Source organism: Curtobacterium sp. PhB191 (assembly GCF_004346515.1).
Classification (GTDB): domain Bacteria; phylum Actinomycetota; class Actinomycetes; order Actinomycetales; family Microbacteriaceae; genus Curtobacterium.
Genome location: NZ_SMBV01000008.1, coordinates 130,906 through 152,648, shown reverse-complemented (window position 1 = coordinate 152,648; position 21,743 = coordinate 130,906). Strand labels below are relative to the sequence as shown.

The following is a 21,743-nucleotide window of genomic DNA, read 5'->3' as shown; positions in this document are numbered from 1 at the left end:
GGCCACCAATGGAGGTGGCAGATGGAGGCCTTCAATGAAGAAAGTCGTCACACGAGCAGCGATCGCTGCCGCGTCAATCACGCTCCTCGCGGGGTCGCTCACCGCGTGCTCGAACGGATCCCAGGCATCGTCGTCGGGAGGCGGCGGATCCGCGACGAACGCGAAGATCGGGCTGCTGCTGCCCGACTCGGTCACGGCACGGTTCGCCAGTGCCGACCGTCCGCTCTTCACCGACCGCATCAAGGAGAAGTGCCCGGACTGCTCGGTGCTCTACCAGAATGCCGGCGGCGACGCGTCGAAGCAGCAACAGCAGGCCCAGGCGATGCTCACGCAGGGCGTCAAGGTGCTCGTCCTCGATGCGTTCGACGGCGAGGCAGCCGCCTCGATCGTCAGCTTGGCGAAGTCGAAGAACGTCCCGGTCATCTCGTACGACCGGCTGATCAACTCGGGCGATGTCAGCGCCTACATCTCCTTCGACAACAACAAGGTCGGCGAACTGCAGGCGACCGCGCTCGTCGACCGGATGAAGGACCTCGGCATCGCAGACGATGCGGGCGTCCTCGAGGTCAACGGCTCGCCGACTGACAACAACGCCTCCCAGTTCAAGGCCGGCGCGCAATCGGTGCTCTCCACCACCAGCTACGACGTCCTCGGCGAGTACGACACCCCCGGTTGGGACCCTGCCAAGGCGCAGAGCTGGGCGGCGGGCCAGATCTCCAAGGTCGGCGTCGACAACATCAAGGGGATCTACGCGGCGAACGACGACACCGCGGGCGGCGTGATCTCCGCGATGCAGGCGGCGGGCGCGACGGATCTCCCGCCCATCACCGGCCAGGATGCGACGCTCGCAGGACTGCAGCGGATCCTCGCCGGCAAGCAGTACATGACCGTCTACAAGGCGTTCAAGCCGGAGGCAGAGGGAGCGGCTGACCTGGCACTGGAACTCGCGGCGGGCAAGAAGGCCTCCACCACGAGCACCGTGAAGACCGCCAGCGGCAAGACCGTGCCGTCGGTGATCCTCACGCCGGTGGCCGTCACCGCGGACAACATCAAGGACACGGTCGTGAAGGACGGACTCTTCACCGCGAAGGACATCTGCACCACGCAGCTCGCCGACGCATGCACGAAGTACGGCATCAAGTGACCCGCAGGGAGGGGGACGCACTTCCGTCTCCCTCCCCTGAAGCCAAGGAGTCCCCCGTGACCATCGCGGAACCCACACCCGTCCCCGTCCAGAAGGACCTGGTGATGTCCCTCCAGGGCATCAGCAAGCGGTTCGGTGCCGTCCAGGCGCTCTCCGGGATCGACTTCGACGTCCACGCGGGCGAAGTCGTCGCCCTCGTCGGCGACAACGGCGCGGGGAAGAGCACCTTCGTCAAGATCCTCGCCGGCGTCTACACCCCGGACGAAGGAACCATCACCTTCGAGGGCGAGCCCGTCCACATCGGTTCGCCGGCGGCTGCGCAGGCGCTCGGGATCGCGACGGTCTTCCAGGACCTCGCACTCGCCGACAACCTCGACGTCGTGTCGAACCTGTTCCTCGGGCGCGAGGTCTCGCACTTCGTCCTCGACGAAGAGGAGATGGAGCGGAAGTCCTGGGAGCTGCTCCGACAGCTCTCGGCTCGGATCCCGTCCGTCCGCATTCCCATCGCGTCGCTCTCCGGCGGTCAGCGGCAGACCGTCGCGATCGCCCGGTCGTTGATCGGCGACCCGAAGATCGTCATCCTCGACGAGCCGACGGCCGCGCTCGGCGTCGCGCAGACCGCCGAGGTCCTGAACCTCGTCGAACGCCTCCGCGACCGCGGCCACGGCGTCGTGCTGATCAGCCACAACCTCGCCGACGTCCGAGCCGTCGCCGACCGCGTCGCAGTGCTCCGCCTCGGCCGCAACAACGGTGACTTCACCGTTGCCGACGTCAGTTACGAGGACATCATCGCCGCGATCACCGGCGCCACCGACAACGCCGTCACCCGTCGCGCCGCCGCGCAATCCGAACGAGAGACAGACCGATGAGCAGCACCCGCCAGAGCAAGCGGCCACGAGGCACCTCTCCGGACCCCGTCACCATGAGCACACCGACCTCCCGCGCCGCAGCAGACCTGCAGGACGAACGGCTGTTGCGCGAAGAAGGCGTTCGCGGCGCGATCACCAGCTTCAGTCGCCGGGTCCGCGCAGGCGACCTGGGAAGTCTCCCGGTCGTGGTGGGGCTCGTCGTCATCTGGGTCGCCTTCGGTCTCCTGACGCCCGGCGGGAGCTTCCTCTACGCGACGAACCTCGTCGACCTGGCCGTCCAGTGCGCCGCGGCCGGCACGATCTCCATCGGGATCGTCCTGGTGCTCCTGCTCGGCGAGATCGACCTCTCGGTCGGTTCCGTCAGTGGTCTCGCCGCAGCGATCCTCGGCGTCGGGCTCACACAGCTGCACTGGCCGCTCATCGCGGTGATCGCAGTCGCACTCGGCGTCGGAGCCCTCATCGGCCTGCTGTACGGCCTCCTGTACACGCGGTTCGGTGTCCCCAGCTTCGTCATCACACTCGCTGGGCTCCTCGCGTTCCTCGGTGTGCAGCTGCTCGTCCTCGGCCAGAACGGCTCGATCAACCTGCCGACGGAGTCCTTCATCGTGCAGTTCGCGCTGTTCTCCTACCTGCCACCCTGGCTCGTCTACGTGCTCGCGGCGCTGGCGGCTGGCGGCACCCTGTTCGCGGACCTCCGGCGAGATGCCCGACGAGCCCGGGCAGGGCTGTCGACGGGCTCGAAGTCGCTCGTCGTCCTCAAGGCGGCGCTGCTGCTCATCGGACTCAGCGCGATCGGTTGGTACCTCTCGACCGACCGCGGCACCGGGACGTCCTTCGTGTTCTTCGTCCTGCTGGTCGTCGTGATGAACTACCTGGTGAAGCGGACGAAGTGGGGCCGGTCGATCTACGCAGTCGGCGGCAACGTCGAAGCCGCCCGCCGGTCCGGCATCAAGGTGCGCCTCGTGTACATCTCGGTGTTCATGCTCTGCTCGGTGTTCGCCGTCATCGGCGGGCTCCTCGCATCGGCACACCTCTCGGCCGCGACGCTGAGTTCGGGTGGCGGCGACGTCAACCTCAACGCGATCGCAGCGGCGGTCATCGGCGGGACCAGCCTCTTCGGTGGACGCGGCAACATCTGGTCCGCACTGCTCGGCGTCATCGTGATCCAGTCGATCGCGAACGGCCTGAACCTGCTGAACTTCGAGGACTACACCCGCTACATCGTCACCGGGGCCGTCCTGCTCCTCGCGGTGATCATCGACTCCCTCTCCCGCCGCTCCCGAGCGAGCCACGGAGCCGCCTGACCGCGCGTGGCCCGAAGACGGGCCGCGGATGGACGGGAGGCCCGGTGCCAGCTGGCACCGGGCCTCCCGTCCGCGCGTCAGCGCTCCGGAGCCTCGGCAGCGATCACCACGCGACGTGCGTCGGTGAGACCCGTTCCCAGAACGCCGACGCGGCGAACCCGGATCAAGCCTCGGCTCCGCCTCCAGGATTCGAACCCGGACCTAACGGCACCAAAGGCCGTCGTGCTGCCATTACACCAAGGCGGAACGCACCCGTGGGTGCACGTCCATCCTCCCATGACCGACGAGGCTGGCCGTCCGCCCCGGGTTCGGCCAAGATGGAGGGATGCCGCACCAGGACGAGGTCGACCGGATCGTCGCGGCGTGGGGTCGTGAGCGTGCCGACCTCGACTTCGGCCCGCTCGAGGTCCTGTCCCGCGTCGACCGGCTCGCGCGGCACCTGGACCGCGCGCGGCGAGCAGCGTTCGACGCGGGTGACATGGAGCCGTGGGAGTTCGACGTCCTCTCGGCCCTGCGGCGGGCGGGTGAGCCGTACGAGCTGAGCCCGAAGACCCTGCTGCAGCAAACCCTGGTGTCGAGCGGCACGATGACGAACCGTGTTGACCGGCTCACGGCGCGGGGCTTCGTGGGGCGACGGACCGACCCGAGGGACGGCCGCGGCATCCTCGTGTCGCTGACGGGCAAGGGCCGAGTGGCGGTGGACGCGGCGATCGCGGACCTGCTGGCCGCCGAACGCGACATCCTGTCCGGGGTCTCCGCCGACGAGCAGGGCCAATTGGCCGGGCTGCTCCGCCGACTCATCCTGGGTCTCGGGGACTAGCCTCCGGGCCATGCACGCGATCACCCTGGCCGTCGCCGACGTCGCACGATCGGCGGACTTCTACCGCGCCCTGCTCGGGATCGAGGGCAGCGGCGTCATCGGCACCGAGTACCCGCCGACCGAGACCGAGGCGGGTGGCACCACGGCGATGTTCACCCTGGACGACGGTCTGATCGTCAGCGTCTACGGGCGGGACGACATGGCGAAGGACTCCGGGCTGGCACTCGCGACGGCACCGAGCAGCACGATCGGGCACTTCGTCGACAGTCAGGCCGACGCCGAAGCGTTCCTCGACCGGGCCCGGATCGCCGGCGCGACGACGCTCGCGGCGCCGTACACGCGGCCGTGGGGCATGTGGTCCGGCTTCTTCCAGGACCCGGACGGCCACCTGTGGGAGGTCGTCGCGAACCCCGGCGGCGGGGCCCCCGAGGATGCGAAGCCAGCGGAGTAGACCCGCTCAGACCCCGAGCAGCTCCGCGACCTCGAGCCAGCGCTCCTCGAGCTGCTCGATCTCGGCCTCGTGCGCGGCGAGCTTCGCCTGCAGCTCCCCGAGCCCGGCGTAGTCCGACTGGTCGTGGGTGGCGAAGTCGTCGAGCAGCTTCTTCCGGTCCGCGCCGACCTTCGCGATCTTGCGGTCCAGCGCCGACATCTCCTTCTCGGCCGTCCGACGCTCCGCGCCCGACAGGCCCGAGGCCGCCGCAGCCGACGCGCCGGAACCGGCCGACGCACTGGATCCGGCCACGGCACCGGCCGAGCCGGTCCCGCCTGCGGTGTCGGGCCTCCCGGCAGACGCGGCGGCAGCCGCAGAAGCGGTCCCGCCACCGGTGCCGGCCGCACGCAGCCGCATGTACTCGTCGACGCCGCCGGGCAGGTGCCGCAGGTGCCCGCCGAGCACGGCGTACTGCTGGTCGGTGACGCGCTCGAGCAGGTACCGGTCGTGGGAGACGACCAGCAGGGTGCCCGGCCAGGTGTCGAGCAGGTCCTCCATGGCGGCGAGCATGTCGGTGTCGAGGTCGTTGGTGGGCTCGTCGAGGATCAGCACGTTCGGCTCGTCGAGCAGGATGAGCATGAGCTGCAGGCGGCGCTTCTGGCCACCGGACAGGTCCTTGACCGGCGTGGAGAGCTGCTCCGCCGTGAAGCCGAGACGTTCGAGCAGCTGCGCCGGCGTCATCTCCTTGCCGTCCGCGACGTAGCTCGTCTTCTTGCGGGCGACCACCTCGCGCACGCGATCGTTCGCGAACTGGGCCAGGTCGGCGAGCTGCTGGTCGAGGATCGCGACCTGCACCGTCTTGCCCGTCTTCACGCGGCCGCTCGTCGGCGCGAGCGTACCGGAGACGAGGTTGAGCAGCGTCGACTTGCCGGCACCGTTCGGGCCGAGGATGCCGGTCCGCTCCCCCGGTGCGATGCGCCACTCGATGCGGTCGAGGATCTGGGTGCCGTCGAACGAGACGCTGACGTCGAGCAGGTCGACGACGTCCTTGCCGAGGCGGGCGGTCGCCGTCTTCGCCAGCGCGACCGTGTCGCGGATCGGCGGGACGTCGTCGATCAGGGCGTTCGCGGCGTCGATGCGGAACTTCGGCTTGCTCGTCCGAGCCGGTGCGCCGCGGCGCAGCCACGCGAGCTCCTTGCGGGCCAGGTTCTGGCGGCGCTGCTCGCTGGCGGCTGCCTGCCGGTCGCGCTCGACGCGCTGCAGGATGTACGCCGCGTAGCCGCCCTCGAACGGGTCGACGACGCCATCGTGGACCTCCCACGTGTCGGTCGACACCGCGTCGAGGAACCACCGGTCGTGCGTCACGACCACCATCCCGCCCTGGTTCGACGACCAGCGACGGTTGATGTGCTCGGCGAGCCACTGGATGCCCTCGACGTCGAGGTGGTTCGTGGGCTCGTCGAGGAACAGGACGTCCCAGTCGCCGACGAGCAGCCGCGCGAGTGCCACGCGGCGGCGCTGGCCACCGGACAGCTCGTCGACGCTGACGTCCCACGGGATGTCCGACACCAGGCCGCCGATGACGTCGCGGATCTTCGGGTCGCCGGCCCACTCGTGCTCTTCGAGGTCGCCGACGACGGTGCTGCCGACGGTCGCGCCCTCGGGCAGGATGTCGCGCTGGTCCAGGTAGCCGACGGTCAACCCGCGGCGGTGCGTGACACGGCCGTCGTCGGGTTCGAGGCGCTGGGACAGCAGCGCGAGGAGGGTCGACTTGCCGTCGCCGTTGCGTCCGACCACGCCGATCCGGTCCCCCTCGTCGATGCCGAGGGTGACGTTGTCGAAGACGACCTTGGTGGGGAACTCGAGATGCAGGTTCTCGGCGCCGAGGAGATGAGCCACGCGTCAAGGGTAGGCGGCGTGGCGGGGTGGTCGGTGCGGGGGGGGTGTGGGTGGGGTCGGCCGGGGCCGGGGCGGGCGCACGGTGCGGGCTTGTTCGAGTGGTGCGAGGTTGACCGCTCGGTGCGAGGTTGTAGCGGCGCACGGAGTGGGCAACCTCGCACCAGCCGACCGACCGCGCACGGTGCGACGGTGCGACGGCGCATCGGTGCGTCGGCCTGGAAGCGCGGGTCAGCGCGGTCGCACGGTGCGGGCTTCGGCAGGTGGTGCGAGGTTGACCGCTCGGTGCGAGGTTGTAGCGGCGCACGGAGCGCACAACCTCGCACCGGCCGACCGACCGCGCACGGTGCGCCCGTCGCGTCGGTGCGCCGGCGCGTCGACCTGGAGGCCCGGGTCAGCTCGCGGGGGCCGGCGCGGCTCCGGCTGTCGGGTACGTCAGCTCGCGGGAGCGGCGTCGCCCTCGCCGGCGGCTTCCTTCGCGCGCTTCAGGCGAGCCTGCGCCTCCCAGTACTCGATCTCGCGCTCGAGCTCGGCGAGCTCCTGCTCCGTGCCGCTGATGCGCTTGGCGCCGTGGGCGTTCCGGGCATCGCCGAGGGTGGCGTACCGGTCCTCGTGACGGGCGGGTTCGATGTAGCGGCCGTGGTTCCGCTCACCCGGGGCCCAGTCGTGGCCGATGGCGAACCAGACGATGCTGCCGACGACGGGGATCAGGATCACGAGGATCACCCACGCGATCTTCGGGAGTCCGCGGATCTGATCGTCGTTCTTCGTCAGGATGTCGATCAGGGCGAAGACCAGCAGGATGACGGTGATCCCGGGCAGCAAGACGCTCATGTTCGCGATTCTATGGAGAACCTGAGGGCTGTCGCCACGCCCCGAACGCCTGCCGGTGTTGCGATCCGGCCACGGTCAGCTGCGGGGCCGTACAGGGTCGACGTCCGTGCGGTGCTGGGCTGCGAGACAGCGCCGGGCGAGCACGGTGCGACGCACCGACCACAAGAACTGGGCACCCGTGAACAGACTTCCGGTCAGGTAGACCGGCCAGAAGGCCGTCCCCGCGACGCCGATCGACGACCAGACGACGAGCAACCCGGCCTGCATCGGGAGTGCGGCACCGCTCGCCAGGTCGGTCGCGACGGCGTCGACCACGATCCGTCGATCCGCCGGCGCGTCCGCCTGGCCGACCGCCGCACGGGAGACCGCACGCTGCTCACGCTGCAACAAGGACGCGACGACCTGCTCACGGACGACGGTGCGTCCTGCACGGCGCCGGAACCGGACGGCTCGGATGATCTCCACCACCAGGATGAGCACCGCGATGCTGAGTCCGACGGTCGAGAGCATCAGCCGTGCATCGGAGTCCGGGGGCAGCGCGACGCCGACGAGCACCAGCAGCGCGATCACGAGGGCCACCGCCAGGACGAACCCGCGGATGGGCAGGACACGACGGTCACGCGGCTGCGCGAGGTACGCCTTCGCCCGGATCTCCGCGTCGGCCCACCGCCGATCGGCGGCCGTCTGTGCTTCGGTCACCGATCTGAGTGAACCAGCTCGACCTGAGCATCCGTCACAGCGCCGCGACCCACTCGTCCGTGCCGTCGGTGAACCGCTGGTGCTTCCAGATCGGCACCCGCTCCTTCACCAGATCGACCAGCTCCCCGCACGCTGCGAACGCCTGCGCCCGGTGCGACGACGCCACCGCTGCGGCGAGCGCGACGTCCCCGATGCCGAGCGACCCGACGCGGTGCAGCACGGCGATGCGGACGTCGGGGTGGGCGTCGGCGACGGTGCGGGCGACCTCGGCGATGACGTCGCCGGCGCTGGGGTGCCGCTCGTAGTCGAGCGCGGTGACGCCCTTGCCGCCGTCGTGGTCGCGGACGACGCCGGCGAAGGTGACGACGGCGCCGTCCTGGTCGGTGGCGACGACGGCGGAGACCTCGTCGACGGTGATCCCCCGGTCGACGACGTCGGCGAGGACGACGCGCGCATCCGGTGCCGGGGTCGGGGCCGGCGACGCGGTCACGACGCGCTCCGCGGCGCGTGGCCCTCGCCGTGCACCTGCGCGAGCACGTGCTCGACAAGCCCGTCGAGCACGGCCAGTCCGTCCGCCACCCCGCCGCGCGACCCGGGCAGCGTGACGATCAGGGATCCGCCGGTGCTGATGCCGGCGATGCCGCGGCTCAGCAGTGCGGTCGGACCGGCCCCCGCGAGCCCGCGACGACGGACCTCTTCGAGGACACCGGGCAGCTCCAGGTCGATGAGGGGCGCGACGGCCTCGGGCGTCCGGTCGGTCGGGGTGACGCCGGTGCCCCCGGTCGTGATGACGATCCGGGCCCCGGCCAGCAGTTCGGCGGTCACGGTCTCGGTGATCGCCCCGCCGTCGGGGACGATCACGGGCTCGGCGACGGTGAAGTCCCGCTCGCGCAGCCACCCCGCGATGACGGGCCCGGTGCGGTCGAGTGCCGGATCGGCGGCGGCCTGCGTGGACACCACCACGACGGCGGCACGGCCCCTGGTCGGCTGCGAGGTCATCGGTTGCTCCAGTCTCCGGACCGACCGCCGTGCTTCTCGAGCACTCGGACGTCCGTGATCGAGGCCGACCGGTCGACGGCCTTCACCATGTCGTACACGGTCAGCGCGGCGACGCTCGCGCCGGTCAGCGCTTCCATCTCGACGCCGGTGCGCGAGGTCGTGCGGACCGAGACCTCGATCAGCACGCGGTCGTCGGCGCCGGTGATGTCGACCTGCACCCCGGCGATGGGGAGCGGGTGGCAGAGCGGGATGAGGTCGGAGGTCTTCTTCACGGCCATGATCGCGGCGATGCGGGCGGTGCCGATGACCTCGCCCTTCGGCAGGGAGCCGTCGAGGATGCGAGCGACGACATCGGGCCGGGTGACGAGCGTGGCGGTGGCGGTCGCCGAGCGGTCGGTCACGTCCTTCGCGGACACGTCGACCATGTGCGCGGAGCCGTCGGCGCGCACGTGCGACAGCTCGGCCGCGTCGGACGGATCGGCCGGCTCGGACGTGGCGACGGGTTCGGTCATCGGAGACTCCAGACGGTCAGGACGTCACCGGGCTCGACGGCGTCGACCCCCACCGGGACGTGCACGAGGTGCGTGGCGGCGGCGTAGTGCGCGAGCAGGTGGGAACTCGGTCCGCCCACGAAGTGGACGACCCCGTCGGCCACCCGGCCACGCCGCACCTGGTGCTTGCCACCCGGTGACTGCGCAGCCGAAGCAGCGGGCAGGTGCAGCTCGGGACGGTCGGCCGGCAGCCCGACGAGGGGCGCGAGCAGCGGACGGAGGAAGACCTCGAACGAGACGAGCGCCGACACCGGGTTGCCGGGGAACGACACCACCGGCACCGGTCGACCGGCGAGCTCCACGCTGCCGAACGCCTGCGGCCCGCCGGGCTGCATCGCGACCGGGGTGACGGCGAGCCCGCGGGGTTCGAGTGCCTGCCGCACGACCTCGTACGCGCCCGCACTGATGCCCCCGGTGGTGAGCACGAGGTCGGCCCAGTCCCCCACGGCGTCGTCGAGCTCGGTGACGAACGCGTCGACGTCGTCAGGAACCCGGACCGTGCGGGACGAAGCACCGATCTCGGCGAGCGCCGCCTGCAGCGCGATGCCGTTCGCGTCGCCGATCGTCGCCGCGTCGGTGTCGGCTCCCTGCAGCTCGGACCCCGTCGAGACCACGAGCACCCGCAGTGGTCGACGAACCTGCACGGTGGACACTCCGGCGGCTGCGAGCGCACCGAGCAGGGCGGGGGTGATCGGCGCTCCGGTCGGAGCGATGGATGCACCGAGGGCCAGGTCGCTGCCGGTCGCCCGCACGAAGGTGCCCGGCACGAGGTCGGCGGGCACCGTGACGTGCCCCAGTTCGAGCGCAGCCGGGAACGACCCCGGCGACGTGGCCTCCACCGGGAAGACGGCATCGGCACCGTCGGGGATCCGCGCGCCGGTCATGATCGGTGCCGCTGTGCCGGCGGAGAGCGGTGCGGGGACGACCCCGGCGGGGATGGGCGCGACGACCCGGACGTCCTGCCCGGCATCGGCCACCCGGACCGCGAAGCCGTCCATCTGGCTGTTGTCGAAGGGCGGCAACGGGACCGGTGCGGCAACGGGTGCAGCGAGCACGCGGTGCCCGTGACCGGCACGGCCGTCGACGGCCAGGTCGTCGATACGCCACGACGCAGCCCCGAGGCCCGCCAGGACCGGCGCGAGCAGCGCCGCCAGGTCGTCGCGGTGCTGACCGATCGTTCGCACAGGTGCCTCCGAACAGGGATGGTGTCGCCGCTCCCGGTTCGTCCGGGGCCGGCGTCAGTAGCGTATCCAGCGCGCAGACCGCGCCGACGACCTTTCGGAGGACCTGTGGAGAACGACGAAGCCGTGACGATCGGTGTCATCGGGGGCTCCGGCCTCTACCAGCTGTTCGAGGAGGGGACCGCCGAGGAACTGGACGTGCCGACGCCGTTCGGCCCGACATCGAGCCCGATCAGCATCGGCACGATGTCCGGACGTCGGGTCGCGTTCCTCACCCGGCACGGTCGTGAGCACTCCGTCGCCCCGCACCGCATCAACCACCGCGCGAACCTCTGGGCGCTCCGCTCCCTGGGCGTCCGGGCGATCGTGTCCTCGAGCGCCGTCGGTGGTCTGCACCCCGACTACGCCCCGGGCACCTTCGTCGTGACCGACCAACTCATCGACCGCACCTTCGGCCGCGCGGACACGTTCTTCGAGGACGACGTCCAGCACCTGTCGTTCGCCGACCCGTTCGACCCGACGCTGCGGCGCGCAGCCGTCGACGCGATCGCCGCACTCGACGTGCCGTTCCGTCCGACCGGCACGTGCGTCGTCATCCAGGGCCCCCGCTTCTCGACGCGCGCCGAGTCCGTCTGGCTGCGCGAGGCCGGTGGCCACACCATCAACATGACGATGACCCCGGAGGTCCCGCTCGCCGCCGAGCTCGGCATCGCGACCGTCAACCTGTCGTTCGTCACCGACGCCGACGCCGGCCTGGCCCCGACCGAGGACGAAGCCGCCGCAGCGGCCGCCCACGCGGCCACGGCGGACACAGCGGCCACGGGCGACGCAGCCGACGACGCCGGCGCCCCCGTCACCCACGCCCTCGTGATGGAGCGTCTCGCCCGCGCCAACGAGGTGATCGTCCGCGCCATCGGCGGGATCGTCGGCGCGATCCCCGCCGACTTCACGCCGCGCGAACTCGTCCCGGCGAGCGCCAGCGCCAGCATCATGCAGACCCAGCCCACCGCCGCGACCACGGGACCCACCGCATGACCCGCCTGCTCGTCACCGGCGGCGCCGGCTTCATCGGCTCCGCGATCGTCCGCCGCGCGCTGGCCGACGGCCACGAGGTCCGCGTCCTCGACTCCCTCCGCGACGACGTCCACGGCGACGCCGGCGAGGTCGTGCGCGCGCACCAGCAGCAGGGCATCGAGTTCGTGCACGGCGACGTCCGCGACCGGGTCTCGCTCGACGCCGCGCTCGACGGCGTCGACGTCGTCTGCCACCAGGCCGCCAAGGTCGGCCTCGGCGTCGACTTCCAGGACGCCCCCGACTACGTCTCGTCGAACGACGCCGGCACCGCGTACGTCCTCGCCGGCATGGACCGGCACGACATCGGCCGACTCGTCGTCGCGAGCTCGATGGTCGTCTACGGCGAGGGCGCCTACACGACGTCCGACGGCGAGCCCGTCCGTCCGCCGGCCCGCCGCCGCGAGGACCTCGACGCCGGTCGCTTCGACCCGATCGGCCCGGACGGTCATCCCCTGCTGCCCGGACTGATCGACGAGTCCGCCGCGCTCGACCCCCGCAACGTGTACGCGCAGACGAAGGTCGCGCAGGAGCACCTGGCCTCGAGCTGGGCGCGCGCGACGGGCGGCCGGGCGATCGCGCTCCGCTACCACAACGTCTACGGGCCCGGCATGCCCGCGAACACCCCCTACGCCGGTGTCGCCTCACTGTTCCGCTCGGCGCTGGCCCGCGGCGAGGCCCCCCGCGTCTTCGAGGACGGCGCCCAGCGCCGGGACTTCGTGCACGTCGACGACGTCGCCGGAGCGAACGCCGCCTCGATCGCCGCGACCGCCGACCAGCCCGCCGACTCGTTCCGCGCGTACAACGTCGGGTCCGGGGTCGTGCACACGATCGGCGACATGGCCGCGGCGATCGCGGGCCCCGACGGCCCCCAGCCGGTCGTCACGGGCGAGTACCGCCTGGGCGACGTCCGGCACGTCACGGCGAGTTCGGACCGCATCGCCGCCGAGCTCGGCTGGCGCGCCGAGGTCGACTTCGCGGCCGGCATGCGCGACTTCGCGACCGCTCCCCTCCGGAGCGCCGTCCAGTAGCCCCACTTCGTGAGCAGGAATGGTCGGGTCACCGGACGCGACCCGACCATTCCTGCTCACGAAGCGCCCGCCCCGCGCCCCGCGCCCCGCGCGACCACGCGGCGGACGTGACCGGACACGAACGCCCGCCACGGGCCTCCCGTCCGCCTGTCCCCCGTTCTGGGGACCCAACCCCGAAACAGTGCGCTGACTGACCAGCGGGTACAGATTTCCTGTACCCCGACGCGCGTCGTCGTGTTACGTCGAGTGCATGACAGGACAGACCCGTCGATCTGACGACCGGCACCGAATGACGGACATGAGTGTCGACGTCATCCTCCCGTGCCTCGACGAGGCCGATGCCCTGCCGAAGGTGATCGCTCGCCTGCCGGAGGGCTACCGCGCGATCGTGGTGGACAACGGCTCGACCGACGGTTCCGCCGACGTCGCCCGCGCCCACGGCGCCCTCGTCGTCACGGAACCGGTGAAGGGCTTCGGCTCCGCCTGCGCCGCGGGCGTCGCGGCCGCCACTGCCGACTTCGTCGCCTTCTGCGACGCGGACGCCTCGATGGACCCCGCCGAACTGCCGCCGCTGGTCGACCGCGTCGCGAGCGGCCGCGTCGACCTGGCGCTCGGACGACGTGTCCCGACGAGCAAGGGCGCGTGGGCGCCGCACGCCCGGTTCGCGAACCGCGTCCTCGCCGTCCTCATGCACCGCGCGACCGGCTACCGCCTGCGCGACCTCGGCCCGATGCGCGTCATGCGCCGCGAGGACCTCGTCGCCCTGGACCTGCAGGACCGCCGCAGCGGCTACCCGCTCGAGATAGTCCTGGCCGCGCACGCGGCAGGCTGGCGCGTCGACGAGTCCGACATCGGCTACGCGCAGCGCATCGGCGACAGCAAGGTGACCGGGACGCTCCGCGGCACCATCAACGCGGTCCGCGACATGACCCGCCTGCTGCGCGCGTACCGCCGGGAGGCCCGTGTCCGGGTCGTCGCCCCGGCGTCCGTCCGCCACGTGGCCGGCTCCACCGCCGCGACCGGTTCCGCGGCACGGCCCGACTCCGCACCCGTCACCGCCTCGGTCGAGGGGACGCGCGCATGACCGCCGGCATCACCGTGGCCGTGGTCGCGAAGGAGTGCCTGCCCGGCAAGGTGAAGACCCGCCTGACCCCGGCGCTCTCACCCGAGGGTGCCGCCCGTGTGGCGTCCGCGAGCCTCGCCGACACCCTGTCGACCGTCCGCGCCCTGCCCGCAGAGCGCCGCGTGCTGTTCTTCGACGGCGACGTCGTCCCGGAGTCGGCCGAGGGCTTCGACGTCCTCCACCAGCCCGGCGGCGGGCTCGACGAGCGCCTCGGCTTCCTGTTCGACGCGATCGACGGCCCGTTGCTGCTCGTCGGGATGGACACCCCGCAGGTGTCCACGGACGCGCTCGCCCCGGTGTTCGACCGGCCCGAGCGCGACGCGTGGTTCGGCCCCGCCGAGGACGGCGGCTTCTGGTCGCTGTACGTGCAGGCCCCGACCGGCGACCTGCTCCGCGGCGTCCCGATGTCGCAGGACGACACCGGCGCCGTCCAGCTCGCACGCCTGACCGACGCCGGCCTCGACGTCGGGATCCTCGGCGAACTGCTCGACGTCGACACCATGCCCGACGCCGAACGCGTCGCCGAACTCGCGCCGGACTCCGGCTTCACCCAGGCACTCCGTGCCGAGACCGCGGGGAGTCTCCGATGACCATGCACGCACCCGTCTCCTTCGGCGCCGGCGGCGGCGAGCCGTACGCCCGGGCACTGCGCTCGGACGGACGGCTCCGGCTGACCGACCCGGACCGTCCCGACGTCGTCACGACGATGGACGTCGGCCGGTGGAGCGCCGCGGCCGACCGGGTCGACCGCTCGCTGCTCGACGACGCCGACGGCCCCGTGATCGACATCGGCTGCGGCCCCGGGCGGATGCTCGTCGCCGCGCGCAACCGCGGCATCCCCGCACTCGGCGTGGACGTCTCCGCCGAGGCCGTGGCGATCGCCCAGCGGTCCGGTGGCACCGCGATCCAGGGATCGGTGTTCGACGCGGTCCCCGACGAGGGCCACTGGGACACCGCCCTGGTCATCGACGGCAACATCGGCATCGGTGGCGACCCCGCCGCCCTGCTCGAGCGCTGCGGCGAGATCGTCCGCGCCGGTGGCCGGGTGATCGTCGAGACGAACCCCGACCCGCTGGCCGACCGGGTGTACACCGCCCGCGTGGTGGACGCCGACGGCCACGAGAGCGCCGGGTTCCCCTGGGCCGAGGTCGGACTCGACGCGCTGCACCGGCACGCGGCAGACGCCGGCCTCGTGGCGCGGCAGAGCTGGACGGTCGCGGGCCGGAGCTTCTGCGAGCTCATGGCCTGATCACGCACGTTCGTGCACTTGTTTTGCATCGTGCAAGACAGTCACGTACGGTCGAGCGCATGACGAACAGCACCTTCCCGCTCGGCGGCACCTTCGTGTCCGGACTCCGCGGCCGTGACGAGCGCGGGTCCTTCACGGGCACCCGCTCCACCGACTCGGTCGGCACCTACACGGGTGCGCCGATCAGCGGACGCCTCGGGCGCTTCACCGACGTGCAGCGGTCGCGTCCCGGCACCTGGACCGCCTCCACCCGCACGGCCACCGGCTCGTTCCGCACGGCGACCGGCTCGTTCCGCACCGCCTGAGCCGTGCCGTCGACCCGGTCGGCGGACACGGCTCCGGCCGCGCTCTGCGGCCCGGGCTGTGCGCCGGCCGGACGCGTCCGGGTGCGCGATGCCAGGATGGACCCATGAACGACCGCGCCGGCACCCCCGCGACCGCAGACGACCTCGTCGACATCGACGCGCTCGTCGCCGCCTACTACGACCGTGTGCCCGATGTCTCCGTCGCCGAGCAGCAGGTCGTGTTCGGTACCTCCGGCCACCGCGGCTCCTCGCTCGACTCCGCCTTCAACGACACCCACATCGCCGCGATCACGCAGGCGATCGTCGAGTACCGGCAGTCGCAGGGCACCGACGGCCCGCTCTTCATCGGGCGCGACACCCACGCCCTGTCCGGCCCCGCCGAGCGCACCGCGCTCGAGGTCCTCGCCGCCAACGGCGTGCACGTCCTGGCCGACAGCGACAACGGCTACGTGCCGACCCCCGCGTTGAGCCACGCGATCATCCGCTACAACCGCGCCGGCAACCCCGACACGGCGGACGGCATCGTCATCACGCCGAGCCACAACCCGCCCCGCGACGGCGGCTTCAAGTACAACCCGCCGCACGGCGGCCCCGCCGACAGCGACGCCACGAGCTGGATCGCCAACCGGGCGAACGCGATCATCGAGGGCGGCAACGCCGAGGTGCAGCGCACCGAGCACGCCACCCCCGACCGCTACGACTTCCTGCACACCTACGTCGCCGACCTCGAGAACATCATCGACATCGCCGCGATCAAGCGTGCCGGGGTGAAGATCGGCGCCGACCCGCTCGGTGGCGCATCGCTGCCGTACTGGAACCTCATCCGCGACCACTACGGGCTCGACCTGACCGTCGTGAACCCGGACGTCGACCCGACCTGGTCGTTCATGACGCTCGACTGGGACGGCAAGATCCGGATGGACCCGTCGAGCCCCTCGGCGATGGCCTCGGTCCTGGCGCACAAGGACGAGTTCGACGTCCTGACGGGCAACGACGCCGACTCCGACCGGCACGGCATCGTCACGCCCGACGGCGGCCTGATGAACCCGAACCACTACCTCGCCGTCGCGATCGAGTACCTCTACGCACACCGTCCGGCCTGGCGCGACGACGCCGCCATCGGCAAGACCCTGGTGTCGTCGAGCATCATCGACCGCGTCGCAGAATCGCTCGGGCGCCGTCTGTGGGAGGTCCCGGTCGGCTTCAAGTGGTTCGTGCCCGGCCTGATCGACGGCTCCGTCGCGTTCGGTGGCGAAGAGTCGGCGGGTGCGTCGTTCCTGCGCACCGACGGCACGGCGTGGACCACCGACAAGGACGGCATCATCCTGGCGCTCCTGGCGTCCGAGATCGTCGCGGTCACCGGCAAGACCCCCTCGCAGCTGTACGTCGAGCTGACCGAGCGCTTCGGTGACCCGGTCTACCAGCGCGTCGACGCCGCGGCCTCGAAGGAGCAGAAGGCACGCCTGTCGAAGCTCGACGGCGACGCCATCACCGCCGAGACCCTGGCGGGCGACCCGATCACCGCGAAGCTGTCGAAGGCCCCCGGCAACGACGCGGCCGTCGGCGGCGTCAAGGTCGTCACCGACAAGGCCTGGTTCGCCGCACGACCGTCCGGTACCGAGGACGTCTACAAGATCTACGCCGAGAGCTTCGTCGGGCAGGAGCACTTGGAGCAGGTGCAGCGCGAGGCCAAGGAGATCGTGGACGCCGCGCTCGGCGCCTAGCCGACCACCCGCAGGACCCGCACTGGCGGCGGTCGAGGATCAGTCCTCGGCCGCCGCCAGTGCCAGTTCGCAGAACATCGCGTCGGCCCACGAGAACCACGGGCGCGAGAACTGTGTCGGGTCCTCGACGTCGAACGACTCGTGCATGTCGCCGGTCCCGCCGTCGGTCGCCACGAGCACGTCGAGCAGCTCCCGACGGCGCGCCGGCGACCCGGACACGAGGCCCTCGACCGCCAGGGCGATCGGCCACACCCGCTGCGGCAACGTGTGCGGGCTGCCGACACCGGCGGCCGCGGTGCCGCTGAACCAGAACGGGTTCGCCGGTGACAGCACGAAGTCCCGCGTCGCCGCCCACACCGAGTCGTCGAGCACCGACGGCGCCGACAACGGCAGGGACAGCAGCGACGGGGTGTTCGCGTCGTCCATGCGCAGCACACCACCGAGCCCGTCGACCTCGTAGGCGTAGACGTCCTCCCCCGCCGGCCCGGGCACGACGCCGTGCTGCCGGACGCCGTCCAGGATGCTCGCGCGCAGCACGTCGGCGTCGTCCGCCAGGCCCGTGTCGGACCAGACGTCCCGGGCGATCGCGGCGACGGCGAGCAGCGCCTCGGCGGCGAACAGGTTCGCGGGCACGTTGTAGCCGTACGTGCAGGCGTCGTCCGACGGGCGGAACCCGCACCACGTCATGCCCGTCACCGCGACCGGGGTGCCGCGGCCGTCGCGCGCGAGGGTCTCGGTCGGGATCGCCCCGTCGCGCACGAACCGGTAGGCCGATGCGTCGTGGTCCTGTTCGGTCCGCCACTGCGCCACGATCGTGCGGAACACCCGGTGCGCCCGTTCGTCCAGCACCGCGGTCGACCCGGTCGCCCGCCACAGCGCGTACGCGAAGGTCACCGGGTAGGCCAGGCTGTCGACCTCGTACTTCTGCTCCCACACCAGCGGGTCGGCGTTCAGGTCGTCGGGGTCGTAGTGCGCGCCGTTCGGCTCGCGGTTGAACGAGTTGGCGTAGGGGTCGTGCTCGATCAGCCGGAACTGCCGCCGCACGACCGCCCAGAGCAGGTCCGCGAGCGCCGGGTCGTCCGCCACGAACCGCAGGTACGGCGTCATCTGCGTCGTCGAGTCGCGGAGCCACATCGCCGGGATGTCCCCCGTGATCACGAAGGCGCCGTCGTCGTCGAGCGAGATCGTGTCCCGCAGCGTGCGGACCAGCGCGCGCTCAACGCGGTCGCCGACCTCGGTGCCGACCGCGGCTCGGACCCGGTCGGCGGCCGCCACCAGCGTCGGCGTGATCTCCTCGAGCTGCGTCTGCGTCACGACACCCATCGCACTGACTCCTGTCCGTCGGTGACGCGGACGGTCCGCGTCGACCCGGGTGGATCGAGCACGTCGTCCGTCCAGCAGTCGAGTTCGAGCGGCCGTGCACCGAGCCGGAGACCAGCGTCCCACGTGCCGAGCGCATCGAGTCCGAGCGCGTACGCGGTGTCGACGGTCCCACCGGCGGGCACGTCGACCGTCACCAGGGCGAGCAGTCGTCGTCGCCGCGGACGGACACCGGGTTCACGCCGCCGCCCCCACAGGGGCACCGAGACCCGACGGGGTGCGTCCGACGTGTTGCGCACCGTCACCGGGACGGTCACCGTGCCCCCGGCCAGGAGGCGCACAGCAGTCACCGCGTCGCTCCCCTCCGCCAGGCGGACGTCCACCCCGCCACCCGGCCCGGGTGCACCGGTCACGGTCGAGCGGCTGGTCACGTCGACGTAGCCGCGCGCCGTCTCGAGGCGTTCGTCGTGCGCCACGGGCAGGACGCCGTCGGCGCCGGGCCACGTCGCGGGGAGTCGCCCCTCGGCCGGGGCGCCGAACAGCACGTCCGCGACGGCTCGACCGCCGGAGGGCCCCGGGAACGGCACGACGAGCACGCTGTCGGCCAGGGCGAGCACCTCACTCAGGACCCGTGGTCGACCGTCGACGACGACCGCGACGACCGGCAGACCGCTCTCGCGGGCGGCGCGGAGCACGTCGAGCTGCGCGTCGGGCACGGCGATCGAGGCCAGGTCGACCCCCTCGCCGTTCGTGGTGTCCGGTGCCGGACCGCTGACGGCGCCGTTGTCCTCGAAGCCGTCGTCGTACGCGCGACGACTCGAGCCGCCGAGCACCACCACCGCCACGTCGGCGCCGAGGAGCGCCGTGCGGACCGCGAGGAGCCCGTCGGGGCCCGGCAGGGGCTGTCGGAGCCCGCTGCCCCGGGCGGTGCGGATCCGGGCGGGGCCGAGCCGGGCCTCCAGGGCGGAGCGGACGGTGGACGCACCGGGGTCGACGGGCGGCCGCGGAGGTGAGTAGTCGCCGAGCAGGGCGTCGACGTCGTCGGCGTTCGGGCCGACCACGGCGACGACGGCGTCGGGTGCGATCGCGGGCAGCGCTCCGCCCAGGGCGACCACGGCGCGGTGAGCGGCGCGTTCAGCGAGCGCGATGGTCGCGCGTTCCGGTGGCTCGGCGTTCTCGGCCGGGCCGGGTGCTGGTGCAGGTGCAGGTGTCGCCGGTGGTGCTGTCGGTGTCGCGAGCAGGCCGACGCGGCGCTTCAGGGCGAGCACCCGGTCCACCGCGCGGTCCAGGTCGCCGGTGCTGATCAGGCCCCGGTCCAGTGCCCCGTCGAGGTGCGTGTAGGACTCGTCCCACAGGCTCAGGTCGACCCCGGCACGGAGCGCGAGCGCAGCCGCCGAGGCCGGGTCGGGGGTGACGTCGCGCAGCCGGTCGATGGCGGTGCCGTCGGCCATCACGAGCCCGTCCCAGCCCCACGTGTCGCGGATCGTGGTGGTGAGCAGGTCGCGGTTGCCGCAGCACGGCACCCCGTCGACGTCGTTGTACGCCGCCATGAACCCGGCGACGTGTTCGCGTGCCGCGGCGAGCGCTGGCGGCAGGTGCACCTCGGCGAGCTCACGGCGGCCGATCGGGGCGCCGGAACCGTTCCGCCCACCGATGCCGGCGCCCTGCCCGGCCAGGTGCTTCGCGACGACCGCGACGTGTCGGTCGTCGATCGGGCCCGGACCGCCGCCCTGCATGCCCCGGACGGTGGCGGCGACCATGATCGCGGCGAGCGCGGCGTCCTCGGACCAGCACTCCTCGCTCCGACCCCACCGGGGATCGCGCAGGACGTCGAGCCCGGAGACGAGGGCGACGTGGGTACCGCGGGCGCGGACCTCGGCGGCGACCGCGGCCGCGAGGTCCTCGACGAGCTGCTCGTCCATCGCGGCGCCGAGGGCGAGGTTCACCGGCACTGTCGTGCCGCCGAGGGCCTGCAGCCCGTGCGGGACCTCTTCCACGAAGAGCGTCGGGACGCCGCCGTCACTGTGCGCGACGACGTGGTCCTGCACGGCGGCGTAGGCCTCGGCGGAGCGTTCGGGTGGGATGCCGTTGCCCCAGTGCACGCCGGACCAGGGGTCGGCGCGGAGCACACCGTAGACCGCGCCGATCCCGCCCCACCGGTCGACCTCGGCGCGCAGGACGTCGGTGATCCGCGGGCGGCCGTCGACCCAGCGGACGGCCTCCCAGCCCTTCAGGCGCTGGTTGAGCTGGCCGATGCGGGCGCGGACGTCGAGGCTGGTCGCGGTCGGGTGCGCGGTCTGGTGCTCGGTCATCCCTTGATCGCTCCGGAGACCAGAGCGCGCTGCATCTGGCGCTGCAGGATCGAGTACACGAGGTACACCGGCAGCAGCGTGAACAGCGTGCCGGCCATGAGCATCCCGTAGTCGGTGCCGGCGTCGACCTTCAGCGTCGGGAGCGCCACCTGGATCGTCCGCTGCGCCGTGTCCGGCCCGATGAGCACCAGGGCGTACAGGTACTCGTTCCAGAACGACAGGAAGTTCAGCAGCAGCACGGTGGCGATGCCCGGGATGCAGATCGGCAGGTACACCTGGCGCATCACCTGCCACGCCGAGGCGCCGTCCATCGACGCGGCCTCCTCCAGCTCGCGCGGGATCGTTCGCATGAACTGGGTCAGGATCACGACGGCCAGGGGCATCGCGGTCGCGGGCAACAGGAGCACGAGGAACGTCCGGGTGTGGAACAGCCCCATCCCGGCCGCGAGCAGGAACGTCGGGAACAGCGCCGCGAACGACGGGATGAGGAACCCGAGCGAGAACAGTCCCTCGACGATGCGTCCGGCGCGGCCGGTGGCCCGGGCGAGGGCGAACGACGCCGGCAGCGCGAGGACGAGGGTCAGCACCAGGGCCGCCACCGTCGTGATCGCCGAGTTCGCGATGGCCGGTCCGAGCGAGGCCTGGCGGATCGCCTCGGTGAAGTTCGACAGGTCCCACGACGCGGGCAGCGCCAACGGGGACTCGAAGATGCCGTCGTTGTCCTTGAACGACGACACCACGAAGTAGTAGAAGGGCAGGATCAGCAGGGCGGCGTAGATCCACGCCACGGTGCCGCTCGTGATGGAGCCGATCCGGTCACGCAGCCGGATGCCGGCGGTGGGTTTCGCCATGGTGGTCTCCCGGGGTCTGTCGGTCAGGGG

At 71.9% G+C, this 21,743-nt stretch carries 22 protein-coding genes and 1 tRNA gene; 12 read left to right on the top strand and 11 right to left on the bottom strand.

The window, feature by feature from the left end; genetic code table 11:
- Window positions 1-34 precede the first annotated feature (34 nt).
- The 3 genes from EDF48_RS14305 to EDF48_RS14295 all read left to right on the top strand — a co-directional run bounded on the left by EDF48_RS14305 (window position 35) and on the right by EDF48_RS14295 (window position 3,317).
- Window positions 35-1,144: a substrate-binding domain-containing protein gene (locus tag EDF48_RS14305; protein ID WP_131846982.1), complete on the top strand. Its 1,110-nt coding sequence runs from the start codon at window positions 35-37 to the stop codon at window positions 1,142-1,144.
- A gap of 104 nt (window positions 1,145-1,248) precedes the next feature.
- Window positions 1,249-2,013, top strand: coding sequence for an ATP-binding cassette domain-containing protein (locus EDF48_RS14300; protein WP_131847029.1), 765 nt, complete (start codon window positions 1,249-1,251; stop codon window positions 2,011-2,013).
- Between the two features lie 53 nt (window positions 2,014-2,066).
- The gene (locus EDF48_RS14295; RefSeq protein WP_131846981.1) at window positions 2,067-3,317 is read left to right on the top strand and encodes a sugar ABC transporter permease; all 1,251 of its coding nucleotides are present in this window, start codon (window positions 2,067-2,069) and stop codon (window positions 3,315-3,317) included.
- Window positions 3,318-3,491: 174 nt separating this feature from the next.
- On the opposite strand, the gene EDF48_RS14290 is transcribed toward EDF48_RS14295, so the two are convergent.
- Window positions 3,492-3,563 (bottom strand) — tRNA-Gln (locus tag EDF48_RS14290).
- A 79-nt stretch (window positions 3,564-3,642) separates the two neighbouring features.
- Between EDF48_RS14290 and EDF48_RS14285 the strand changes: the two genes are divergently transcribed.
- The gene (locus EDF48_RS14285) at window positions 3,643-4,137 is read left to right on the top strand and encodes a MarR family transcriptional regulator (protein WP_123340195.1); all 495 of its coding nucleotides are present in this window, start codon (window positions 3,643-3,645) and stop codon (window positions 4,135-4,137) included.
- A 10-nt stretch (window positions 4,138-4,147) separates the two neighbouring features.
- On the top strand, window positions 4,148-4,588 hold the full coding sequence (locus tag EDF48_RS14280) for a VOC family protein (RefSeq protein ID WP_131880798.1): 441 nt from the start codon (window positions 4,148-4,150) through the stop codon (window positions 4,586-4,588).
- A gap of 6 nt (window positions 4,589-4,594) precedes the next feature.
- On the opposite strand, the gene EDF48_RS14275 is transcribed toward EDF48_RS14280, so the two are convergent.
- The 7 genes from EDF48_RS14275 to glp all read right to left on the bottom strand — a co-directional run bounded on the left by EDF48_RS14275 (window position 4,595) and on the right by glp (window position 10,730).
- On the bottom strand, window positions 4,595-6,466 hold the full coding sequence (locus tag EDF48_RS14275; protein WP_123293713.1) for an ABC-F family ATP-binding cassette domain-containing protein: 1,872 nt from the start codon (window positions 6,464-6,466) through the stop codon (window positions 4,595-4,597).
- 432 nt (window positions 6,467-6,898) lie between these two features.
- Window positions 6,899-7,297, bottom strand: coding sequence for a PLD nuclease N-terminal domain-containing protein (locus tag EDF48_RS14270; RefSeq protein ID WP_131880796.1), 399 nt, complete (start codon window positions 7,295-7,297; stop codon window positions 6,899-6,901).
- 75 nt (window positions 7,298-7,372) lie between these two features.
- The gene (locus tag EDF48_RS14265) at window positions 7,373-7,996 is read right to left on the bottom strand and encodes a hypothetical protein (RefSeq protein ID WP_131880794.1); all 624 of its coding nucleotides are present in this window, start codon (window positions 7,994-7,996) and stop codon (window positions 7,373-7,375) included.
- A 34-nt stretch (window positions 7,997-8,030) separates the two neighbouring features.
- The gene (locus EDF48_RS19175; protein WP_207913280.1) at window positions 8,031-8,414 is read right to left on the bottom strand and encodes a molybdenum cofactor biosynthesis protein MoaE; all 384 of its coding nucleotides are present in this window, start codon (window positions 8,412-8,414) and stop codon (window positions 8,031-8,033) included.
- A gap of 68 nt (window positions 8,415-8,482) precedes the next feature.
- Window positions 8,483-8,995 (bottom strand): molybdopterin-binding protein, encoded by a 513-nt coding sequence (locus tag EDF48_RS19170; protein ID WP_123937576.1) that lies wholly within the window; start codon window positions 8,993-8,995, stop codon window positions 8,483-8,485.
- Window positions 8,992-9,507 (bottom strand): cyclic pyranopterin monophosphate synthase MoaC, encoded by a 516-nt coding sequence (moaC, locus tag EDF48_RS14255; protein WP_131880792.1) that lies wholly within the window; start codon window positions 9,505-9,507, stop codon window positions 8,992-8,994. Before moaC ends, EDF48_RS19170 begins: the two co-directional genes overlap by 4 nt.
- Window positions 9,504-10,730: a gephyrin-like molybdotransferase Glp gene (gene glp / locus EDF48_RS14250; protein WP_131880790.1), complete on the bottom strand. Its 1,227-nt coding sequence runs from the start codon at window positions 10,728-10,730 to the stop codon at window positions 9,504-9,506. The genes moaC and glp overlap by 4 nt, the downstream gene beginning before the upstream one ends.
- A 105-nt stretch (window positions 10,731-10,835) precedes the next feature.
- Between glp and EDF48_RS14245 the strand changes: the two genes are divergently transcribed.
- The 7 genes from EDF48_RS14245 to pgm all read left to right on the top strand — a co-directional run bounded on the left by EDF48_RS14245 (window position 10,836) and on the right by pgm (window position 17,230).
- The gene (locus EDF48_RS14245; RefSeq protein WP_131880788.1) at window positions 10,836-11,762 is read left to right on the top strand and encodes an MTAP family purine nucleoside phosphorylase; all 927 of its coding nucleotides are present in this window, start codon (window positions 10,836-10,838) and stop codon (window positions 11,760-11,762) included.
- The gene (locus tag EDF48_RS14240) at window positions 11,759-12,829 is read left to right on the top strand and encodes an NAD-dependent epimerase/dehydratase family protein (RefSeq protein ID WP_131880786.1); all 1,071 of its coding nucleotides are present in this window, start codon (window positions 11,759-11,761) and stop codon (window positions 12,827-12,829) included. The genes EDF48_RS14245 and EDF48_RS14240 overlap by 4 nt, the downstream gene beginning before the upstream one ends.
- A 298-nt stretch (window positions 12,830-13,127) precedes the next feature.
- Complete coding sequence (locus tag EDF48_RS14235; RefSeq protein ID WP_347812851.1) at window positions 13,128-13,913, top strand: glycosyltransferase family 2 protein; 786 nt, start codon at window positions 13,128-13,130, stop codon at window positions 13,911-13,913.
- Window positions 13,910-14,542 carry a DUF2064 domain-containing protein gene (locus tag EDF48_RS14230; protein WP_131846973.1) on the top strand — a complete coding sequence of 211 codons (633 nt, stop codon included), beginning with the start codon at window positions 13,910-13,912 and terminating at the stop codon, window positions 14,540-14,542. Before EDF48_RS14235 ends, EDF48_RS14230 begins: the two co-directional genes overlap by 4 nt.
- Complete coding sequence (locus EDF48_RS14225; RefSeq protein ID WP_123293702.1) at window positions 14,539-15,201, top strand: methyltransferase domain-containing protein; 663 nt, start codon at window positions 14,539-14,541, stop codon at window positions 15,199-15,201. Before EDF48_RS14230 ends, EDF48_RS14225 begins: the two co-directional genes overlap by 4 nt.
- A 59-nt stretch (window positions 15,202-15,260) precedes the next feature.
- Window positions 15,261-15,506, top strand: coding sequence for a hypothetical protein (locus EDF48_RS14220; protein ID WP_131846972.1), 246 nt, complete (start codon window positions 15,261-15,263; stop codon window positions 15,504-15,506).
- A gap of 104 nt (window positions 15,507-15,610) precedes the next feature.
- Window positions 15,611-17,230, top strand: coding sequence for a phosphoglucomutase (alpha-D-glucose-1,6-bisphosphate-dependent) (gene pgm, locus EDF48_RS14215; RefSeq protein WP_131846971.1), 1,620 nt, complete (start codon window positions 15,611-15,613; stop codon window positions 17,228-17,230).
- Window positions 17,231-17,269: 39 nt separating this feature from the next.
- Here pgm and EDF48_RS14210 read toward each other — a convergent pair whose 3' ends face one another.
- Genes EDF48_RS14210 through EDF48_RS14200 form a run of 3 tightly spaced genes read right to left on the bottom strand, consistent with a single transcriptional unit; the run spans window position 17,270 to window position 21,713 of the window.
- Window positions 17,270-18,544 carry a glycoside hydrolase family 125 protein gene (locus EDF48_RS14210; RefSeq protein ID WP_243650108.1) on the bottom strand — a complete coding sequence of 425 codons (1,275 nt, stop codon included), beginning with the start codon at window positions 18,542-18,544 and terminating at the stop codon, window positions 17,270-17,272.
- Complete coding sequence (locus EDF48_RS14205; protein ID WP_131880784.1) at window positions 18,541-20,862, bottom strand: glycoside hydrolase family 3 N-terminal domain-containing protein; 2,322 nt, start codon at window positions 20,860-20,862, stop codon at window positions 18,541-18,543. The genes EDF48_RS14210 and EDF48_RS14205 overlap by 4 nt, the downstream gene beginning before the upstream one ends.
- Complete coding sequence (locus tag EDF48_RS14200) at window positions 20,859-21,713, bottom strand: carbohydrate ABC transporter permease (RefSeq protein WP_123293697.1); 855 nt, start codon at window positions 21,711-21,713, stop codon at window positions 20,859-20,861. Before EDF48_RS14200 ends, EDF48_RS14205 begins: the two co-directional genes overlap by 4 nt.
- Window positions 21,714-21,743: the final 30 nt, after the last annotated feature.

Coding starts and splice junctions, on each gene's coding strand:
- EDF48_RS14305 (WP_131846982.1), top strand. CDS start 35: ATGAAGAAAGTCGTCACACGAGCAGCGATCGCTGCCGCGTCAATCACG.
- EDF48_RS14270 (WP_131880796.1), bottom strand. CDS start 7,297: ATGAGCGTCTTGCTGCCCGGGATCACCGTCATCCTGCTGGTCTTCGCC.
- EDF48_RS14295 (WP_131846981.1), top strand. CDS start 2,067: ATGAGCACACCGACCTCCCGCGCCGCAGCAGACCTGCAGGACGAACGG.
- EDF48_RS19170 (WP_123937576.1), bottom strand. CDS start 8,995: ATGACCTCGCAGCCGACCAGGGGCCGTGCCGCCGTCGTGGTGGTGTCC.
- EDF48_RS14300 (WP_131847029.1), top strand. CDS start 1,249: ATGTCCCTCCAGGGCATCAGCAAGCGGTTCGGTGCCGTCCAGGCGCTC.
- EDF48_RS14285 (WP_123340195.1), top strand. CDS start 3,643: ATGCCGCACCAGGACGAGGTCGACCGGATCGTCGCGGCGTGGGGTCGT.
- pgm (WP_131846971.1), top strand. CDS start 15,611: ATGAACGACCGCGCCGGCACCCCCGCGACCGCAGACGACCTCGTCGAC.
- moaC (WP_131880792.1), bottom strand. CDS start 9,507: ATGACCGAACCCGTCGCCACGTCCGAGCCGGCCGATCCGTCCGACGCG.
- EDF48_RS14225 (WP_123293702.1), top strand. CDS start 14,539: ATGACCATGCACGCACCCGTCTCCTTCGGCGCCGGCGGCGGCGAGCCG.
- EDF48_RS14200 (WP_123293697.1), bottom strand. CDS start 21,713: ATGGCGAAACCCACCGCCGGCATCCGGCTGCGTGACCGGATCGGCTCC.
- EDF48_RS14235 (WP_347812851.1), top strand. CDS start 13,128: ATGAGTGTCGACGTCATCCTCCCGTGCCTCGACGAGGCCGATGCCCTG.
- EDF48_RS14220 (WP_131846972.1), top strand. CDS start 15,261: ATGACGAACAGCACCTTCCCGCTCGGCGGCACCTTCGTGTCCGGACTC.
- EDF48_RS14280 (WP_131880798.1), top strand. CDS start 4,148: ATGCACGCGATCACCCTGGCCGTCGCCGACGTCGCACGATCGGCGGAC.
- EDF48_RS14205 (WP_131880784.1), bottom strand. CDS start 20,862: ATGACCGAGCACCAGACCGCGCACCCGACCGCGACCAGCCTCGACGTC.
- EDF48_RS14230 (WP_131846973.1), top strand. CDS start 13,910: ATGACCGCCGGCATCACCGTGGCCGTGGTCGCGAAGGAGTGCCTGCCC.
- EDF48_RS14240 (WP_131880786.1), top strand. CDS start 11,759: ATGACCCGCCTGCTCGTCACCGGCGGCGCCGGCTTCATCGGCTCCGCG.